Origin of the sequence: Amycolatopsis minnesotensis, from assembly GCF_039529815.1 — a bacterium.
Classification (GTDB): Bacteria; Actinomycetota; Actinomycetes; order Mycobacteriales; family Pseudonocardiaceae; genus Amycolatopsis; species Amycolatopsis minnesotensis.
In genome coordinates, this window is the sequence record NZ_BAAANN010000095.1 from 1 (window position 1) to 6,787 (window position 6,787).

Sequence of the window (6,787 nt, forward strand, 5' to 3'; positions counted from 1 at the left end):
GGGACAGGTCCTCAACATCGTCTACCTGACCCCCAAGGCCGCCACCTCCGGCGGCTTCTTCCCCAAGGGCGTCAACGGCGAAGTGAACACCAGCGCCAACAACGCCTGACCCCACCGACCCCGGGTGCGGGGCGGCGCGACGCCCACCCCGCACCCGGCCTCCACAATGGACAATTCGAGGAACAGAAACAACGGAGGCCATCTCGATGTTCGGGCTCAGCATCGAGCACCTGCTGGTGCTGGCCGTGGCCGCTCTGTTCATCCTCGGCCCAGAACGCCTCCCCGGCGCCGCGGAGTGGGCCGGACGCGCGATACGCCGCACCCGCGCTATGCTCGCGCAGGCACGCGACGAGGTCGCCAATGACCTCGGGGCCGACTTCGACGAGTTGCGCGAACCACTCCAGGACCTGGCCGACCTCTGCACGACCGGCCAGCGAGCCGTCCTGAACCGGTATCTGAACGAACCGGAAGTCCCCCCCCGGCGCGCACGAGCACCGCGCCCGCGGTAGATCGATCCCGAGGCCACCTGACTCGGAGCTGGCGCGCCTGCTCCGCGCCGACGATGTGATCATCGAACGCGTGCACCCCCGGCGCGCCGAGGTCGATACCCAACCGCGGGTCTCCTGCCAGCAGGCTGGATCGCACAATCTCATTACCCGCGCCACTTGCTGTCACCCTAGCTCAGGAGAAACAGAATGACACACAAACATTATTCGTGGCGATTCGCCTCGGTCAAGCGTATTCGAATTCATCCAGTTCAATGGCTCCAGGTGCTCGCTTACGCACTCGTAGTCGCGGGTGGCGCGAAGGCTGTTTCGCTGCTGAGCGACACGATGACGACGAGCTTCGCGCTTGTCGGAGCGTGGTTGATGCTGACTTTGGGTCTGGCGTACGCCACCGTGCGGTTGCGACCGTCCGCAGGTGTGGTCGCACTCATCGGGTTCGGCATCGGAGCCCTTCTCGTCGTGCTTTTCAGCGGGATGCAGATGGTGTCGTGACGCGCCGCGGATCGTTCGATTACCCGTCAGCCGGTGTGCCGTGGCCAGAACCGTGGCGGCTCTGGAACGTCAGGTGGTGCTGAGTTCGCGGGCGAGCCGCTCGGGTTTGGGCCAGCGGATGTCGGTGGCCCAGCCGAGTTTCTCGAAGACCCAGATGGTGCGGGCGGAGATATCGAACTGTCCGCGTGCCGGTCACGGTGGACGACGCCGTCGCGGCGCTCGCCGCCCACCAACGGCGGGCAGCGGCCCCGGCCACCAGCCATTAGCCTCCCGAGCAGCGGTAAGGCGGTATGGCCTGGGCCGCGCCACGAAACGCGGGTCGTGAGGTGATCGCCGGGACGACGGCTCCGCCAGGTGTTCAGCAGCGCAGCATCGGGCGCGCTAGCGATCACCGCCGGGCCCTCGCTGGCCCGAAAGCGCCGTCCGTCCCGGAAACGGGAGGGACGGCGGCGTGTTCAGTGCGGTGGGTCGTGTTGGGCGTTGAGTCGTTGGGCTTCGGCGAGCTGGTCTTCGAGGATGATGATGCGGCAGGCGGCCTGCAGCGGGGTGCCCTCGTCGACGAGTTCGCGGGCGCGGGCGGCGATGCGCAGCTGGTAGCGGGAATAGCGGCGGTGCCCACCGGCGGAGCGTTGCGGAGCAAGCAGTTTCGCCTCGTCGAGGCTGCGCAGGAACCCGGGGGTGGTGCCGAGCATTTCCGCGGCCCGGCCCATGGTGTAGGCGGGGTAGTCCTCGTCATCGAACTTGTCCGCCGCGCTCGAAAGCGCCGCGGTGTCGTCGGGGTGGTCTGGGCTCACTACACCTCCACATCACAAGGGACCCCAGCGCCGTACGGCGCTGGGGTCCCAAGGGTTGGGTTTCATCACTGTTGTCGACCGATCGTGAGACCGGCTTTCCGTACCCGCATCCGCCCGAAAGGCAGACATCGCGGGGATCGCTTATGCGTAACCGAGAACCACCTTCCAATCCGATGGTACTGCGGTACCCGCCCGGCGAACTACAGCCACGGCGGGCGATCCAATGACGTGACCCTTCCCTTCTTTCCTGTGTATTCCACTTACCTGGTACTGAACTGACTCGTACTCCACTATCTGGTACTGCCGCGGACGTCACCGACTGGAACCCCTTATCGAGATCGGTCCCAGCACGCCTGACGCCGCTGGTCACTGTCCGGAACCCCGTACCACTGACCGGTTCCGGCCACCTGACCGTCCTACTTCGAATACTGCCTACTACCTGTCACTTGCTTCGCGGGCGCACCATCTCCGCCCGCGTCCTGCATTACCTCGCCGGGATCGTCGTTACTGCTTTTCGTCTTCCTTGCCCGATCCCGGTGCTTTCCCGGCCATCAGCCAGAGCCTCGCTCATGAACGGCTCCGCGCTACCTGGCCGCCTTGCCTTGCTTCGCGGGTAGTTACGTCCTCTCCCGCGCCTGCTTGACGTTGTCTCTCTCCGTACAAGAAGAACACTACACACACCCGCCGTCGAATGTCTACCCCGACGATCATAGTTTTTCTTCGACGGAGAGTGGGGGAGTTGCTGGTGGTCACCGCCGCTCTGGCGGTGATCGAGTTCGTCGCGGTCCAGCTAGCGACGGTGCAGGTGCCCGTGGCGGTGGCGCTGCTGCTGGCCGAGGCTGCTGGTGCCGTCCATGTCGTGGCTGGCCGACAAGAAGGTTCCGGGCGGGGTGGCCACCGCGATAGTGCTGATCTGCGGCCTCGCGGTGGTGGGTGGGGTGATCTCTTTCGTGGTCCTCACCGCGACGGCGGGGACGCCCGCGCTGATCGAGCAAATCCTGCGCAGCGTGGACGACCTGCGCACGTGGCCGATCCACCTGCCCCAGAGCCAGCTCGACCAGCTGGCCGCCACCCTGAACCGGAATCGCGGCTCGATCGCTTCCGGCGCGCTCTCGACCGCGGCCACCTTGGCGAGGTGTTCACCGAGTTCCTGCTTACGGTGTTTTGCCTGATCTTCTTCCTCGCCCAGGGGTATGTGGTCAGCGTGCTCGGCCTGTTCGGGGTCAGTGCCCTCTACCACCTGGTGACGTGGGCGTCACCGACGGCGTGGACCTGGATGCGCCGACTCGACCACTCCATGATCTTCCTGCTGATCGCCGGCACCTACACGCCGATTTCCGTGCTGGCCCTGCCCGCGGGCACCGCGACGACCGTGCTCACCGTGGTCTGGTGCGGCGCTTTCGCAGGCGTGCTGCTCAGACTCGCTGGCCCCACGCACCCCCCTGGGTCGGTGTTCCGCTCTACATTGCCCTGGGGTGGGTCGCGATCTTCGTCCTCGGCGACCTTCTGCACAGGGCCGGAGCGGCGGCGCTCGTCTTATTGCTGGCCGGCGGTCTGCTCTACACTCTCGGCGCACTCTTCTACGCCACTCGCTGGCCAGCCCCCTGGCCACGCACCTTCGGCTACCACGAGTTCTTCCACTCCGCGGTCTCCGTCGCCGCGATCTGTCACCACATCAGTATCTGGCTCGCCCTGCTGCGCTGACGACGACACCGTGTGCGCACCGGCCCTGGTGCCACCGAACAAGGACGGCACCGAGATCACCCGCTGCGTCGGCACGGCCGCCCTGCCAGCCGGAAACCGCAAGCAGATCCACCCAGCCCCTCTGACGGCTGAACTGGAGCAGCACGATGTGGTCGCGCCGGGCGCTGGGTGCTGGGCGCGGCTACGAGCGCACGAGCGTCGAGGTGGACATGCTGAAGGGCGCCCGCGGAATCGCGAACGCCCTTCATCGAGGATCGGCGGACGTCAGAGGACGGATACGCCGGTAGCCTGCGGGCCGCGGTTGCTCTGGCCGGTTTCGAACTCGACGCGCGTGTTCTCATCGAGGCTGCGGAAACCATCGCCTGTGATCTCGGAGAAGTGGACGAAAACGTCGCTGCCGCCGTCGTCGGGGCTGATGAAACCGAAGCCCTTGTCCGAGTTGAACCACTTCACAGTGCCCTGAGTCATGCGGAGATCTCCTTGATCACGTCAAACCTTTCGAGGACCACCTCGGCGAGGCAGCCGGGGCCGTAAGCTCGCGGATCAAGAAACAGGAAGAAATCCAGATACGCTCGCTCAGAATTCTTGCGAGCGAAATGACGAACACAAAAACCTTCAACCAGCCTCAGTGGAGCACGTGGTCCGCGAGCCTGTCAACCCGCGCCCCTGCCGGGTGGCGCGAGCCGGGATCGCGTACCGTCAGCAGCAGGGCTGAGCGTCCCGGACGCCGTGAATGTCGGTTGCGAGGAGCACCGAACGGCGAATACCGGACCATCAAGCCACATTTACCGACGGGGAGCGTGTCGCTCCGTTGCCCCGCGGAACAGAGCGACTTTCGCCCGAGGCCACACACCACCGTGCGTTGGCCCGACCACGACGACTACCGGCACCGCGCCGAGCGATCCCATCGCCGCGCGCCCACAGGGTCACCACCACTACTTTTCTTGAGGAGATCTCACATGAGGACCACCATTCACCCACCAAGGCCGCATGCCGTGCCGCCGGTGCTGTTCAGCCACCCCGAGGCCGACCCCATGCCCGCCCGCGTCATCGGCGGAGCCCATCCCGCTCGCCGGGTCGCGTTCTCGGCACCGGCCCCCGCCCCGCGGTCGCGATGACGACGACCCCCGCGCAGCCCGGCGGCGAGTACGCGGCCCTGTCCCAGCAGATCCGGAGCGCGGGGCTGCTGCGGCGTCGCTACGGCTACTACGCGGCGAAAATCGGCGGCAACCTCGCCGTGTTCGCCGGAGCGTGGGTCGGGTTCGCGTTCCTCGGCGACACCTGGTGGCAGCTGTTCATCGCCGCCGCGCTCGCGATCGTCTTCGCGCAACTCGCCTTCATCGGCCACGACGCCGGCCACAAGCAGATCTTCCGCACCCGCCGCCCCAACGACCTGCTCGGCACAGTCCATGGCGGACTCGCGGGCATGAGCTACCAGTGGTGGATCCACGGACACAACCAGCACCACTCCAACCCCAACCACGAACGCCACGACCCAGACCTCGACATCCCCGCCCTCGCCTTCACCAGCACCCAGGCACGGTTGAAAACCGGGTTCCTCCGGTGGATGGCCAACACCAGGCCGTGCTGTTCTTCCCGCTACTTACCCTGGAAGGGCTGAACCTGCACGTCTCCGGGATCAGAGCCGTCATCCGCGGCGAAACCCCCGCACGACGGCTCGAAGGGGCGCTGCTGTGCCTGCACATCGTGGCCTACCTCGCCGCGGTGTTCCTCGTGCTCTCACCCGGTCTCGCGGTCGTGTTCATCGTCGTGCACCAAGCGCTGTGGGGCGTCTACATGGGCTGCTCGTTCGCGCCCAACCACAAGGGCATGCCGACCATGACCGAGTCCAAGATCGACTTCCTCCGCAAGCAAGTCCGGACCGCCCGCAACGTCCGCGGCGGACGCGTCACCGACTTCGTCCTCGGTGGGCTCAACTACCAGATCGAGCACCACCTCTTCCCGAGCATGCCCAGACCCCACCTCCGCCACGCGCAACCCATCGTCCAACGCTTCTGCGACACCCATCGCATCCCCTACACCCAGACCAGCCTTGTCGACTCCTACCGCCAAGTCCTGGTACACCTGCACGCCATCGGCGCACCGCTACGCACATCCCACCCAACCAAGGCAGTGTCCTAGAGTTTCGTTCCCCGCAACGGGAGCCCACCCCGCCCGCACTGTCAATGGTCGTAGTGATATCCGGATGGGCAGGCTTTGGACTTCTGGCCGGCGGACATCGTTTCTCCGGATGGGTGCGCATATGGGGGTACTCGTGGTTCCGATCGCGCTGCCTTGATTCATCCAGACCGGACACCACCTTCTCACCTCGCACCCGGCCATCAGGGAGACCAGCACCGGCGACCGCTCGCTCTCGATTCTCTGCTCACCCTCGACGGTAGTGCGGCACGGAGACGAGCCACCGTATTAACCCGCCAGCGGCATGGCGAGCGAACCGGACGTCTCACCGACCGCGACCCAGAACCCCGGTGCAACGACGGAGGCCGTCATGAACCGCCGGTTCATCCGTGCGCCCGCGCCCGGACGGGGCATTCCCCAGTTGCTCGGCAGGCTCGGCCGTACGGGGCTGCTCAAGATCCGTCGTCGGATCCCGGTCCAACGTTGAACTCGGCGCCCGAAACTTTGCGGACGTCCCACAAGCCGTCATCTGGACAACGGCTCCCCGCGCCCAAGTCCAACACGGCGGCCACCCGTGCGGCGCGGGCCCGACCCCGCGTCCCGAAGGCACCCGCGGTCCGCCGCGCGATCTCAGTGCCGAGAGACTCAAGCCCCGGCGAATGCGCGATAGTCGAAAACGTCCGCATCGAAATAATCGAGTAACCATTAACTGACACGGTTAATCATAAAATTGTGAAACAGCAGATAATACCGAAATTCGAGGCAGAACTGATTCACAAGAGCGCGGGTAGCGGCGACCCGTGACGCGGCAGACCCCGCACCTACGGCGGCCTGCGATCGACGCCCGCGGGCTGATGTCGGTCTCCGATTGGGCTCCGTTGCTCCCAGCGCACACGACACGCCGCGACACTGCCCGACATTAGCGCCGACGAAAAACGCCGCCTGACCTGCACAGATCAGCAGTCGACGGCACTATGTGACACTCGTTGACACGGTCAACCCGGGGATTAAAAGTCCCTTGCTCTACCAACTGAGCTAGCGGCCCGCGAGGACAGCTTAGAGCGTGTCTCGTATGGATGTTGTGGCTGATGATGCATGATCGTTGCCATGGCTGATGCGTTGTCCCGGCGGCTGGTGCCGGATGAGTTGTGG

6 protein-coding genes, 1 tRNA gene and 3 pseudogenes are annotated in these 6,787 nt (G+C 65.7%); 6 read left to right on the plus strand and 4 right to left on the minus strand.

Going from position 1 to position 6,787, the window contains the following annotated elements:
* The first annotated feature begins 206 nt into the window (after nucleotides 1–206).
* Nucleotides 207–509: a twin-arginine translocase TatA/TatE family subunit gene (locus ABD256_RS43800; protein ID WP_344432293.1), complete on the plus strand. Its 303-nt coding sequence runs from the start codon at nucleotides 207–209 to the stop codon at nucleotides 507–509.
* 186 nt (nucleotides 510–695) lie between these two features.
* Complete coding sequence (locus ABD256_RS43805; protein ID WP_344432295.1) at nucleotides 696–998, plus strand: hypothetical protein; 303 nt, start codon at nucleotides 696–698, stop codon at nucleotides 996–998.
* Between the two features lie 69 nt (nucleotides 999–1,067).
* On the opposite strand, the pseudogene ABD256_RS43810 reads toward ABD256_RS43805, so the two are convergent.
* Nucleotides 1,068–1,184 (minus strand): annotated as a pseudogene (locus ABD256_RS43810) (acyl-CoA desaturase); the annotation flags it as partial.
* Between the two features lie 269 nt (nucleotides 1,185–1,453).
* Entirely contained in the window at nucleotides 1,454–1,792 is a 339-nt protein-coding gene (locus ABD256_RS43815) for a helix-turn-helix domain-containing protein (RefSeq protein WP_344432297.1), read from the minus strand.
* 854 nt (nucleotides 1,793–2,646) lie between these two features.
* Here ABD256_RS43815 and ABD256_RS43820 point away from each other — a divergent pair.
* Together ABD256_RS43820 and trhA are read left to right on the plus strand one after the other, a co-directional pair.
* A complete protein-coding gene (locus tag ABD256_RS43820) occupies nucleotides 2,647–2,964 on the plus strand; it encodes an AI-2E family transporter (protein ID WP_344432299.1) in 318 nt (105 codons plus the stop codon).
* 20 nt (nucleotides 2,965–2,984) lie between these two features.
* Nucleotides 2,985–3,496: pseudogene (trhA, locus tag ABD256_RS43825) on the plus strand (PAQR family membrane homeostasis protein TrhA); the annotation flags it as partial.
* 264 nt (nucleotides 3,497–3,760) lie between these two features.
* Here trhA and ABD256_RS43830 read toward each other — a convergent pair.
* Nucleotides 3,761–3,964 (minus strand): cold-shock protein, encoded by a 204-nt coding sequence (locus ABD256_RS43830; RefSeq protein ID WP_344432301.1) that lies wholly within the window; start codon nucleotides 3,962–3,964, stop codon nucleotides 3,761–3,763.
* A 491-nt stretch (nucleotides 3,965–4,455) separates the two neighbouring features.
* Here ABD256_RS43830 and ABD256_RS43835 point away from each other — a divergent pair, with 491 nt between their 5' ends.
* Both ABD256_RS43835 and ABD256_RS43840 read left to right on the plus strand, forming a co-directional pair.
* Nucleotides 4,456–4,614, plus strand: a complete 159-nt coding sequence (locus tag ABD256_RS43835) for a hypothetical protein (RefSeq protein ID WP_344432303.1) — start codon at nucleotides 4,456–4,458, stop codon at nucleotides 4,612–4,614.
* Nucleotides 4,611–5,638, plus strand: a pseudogene (locus ABD256_RS43840) (fatty acid desaturase family protein). Before ABD256_RS43835 ends, ABD256_RS43840 begins: the two are co-directional and overlap by 4 nt.
* 964 nt (nucleotides 5,639–6,602) lie before the next feature.
* Here ABD256_RS43840 and ABD256_RS43845 read toward each other — a convergent pair.
* Nucleotides 6,603–6,679 (minus strand) — tRNA-Lys (locus tag ABD256_RS43845).
* Nucleotides 6,680–6,787: the final 108 nt, after the last annotated feature.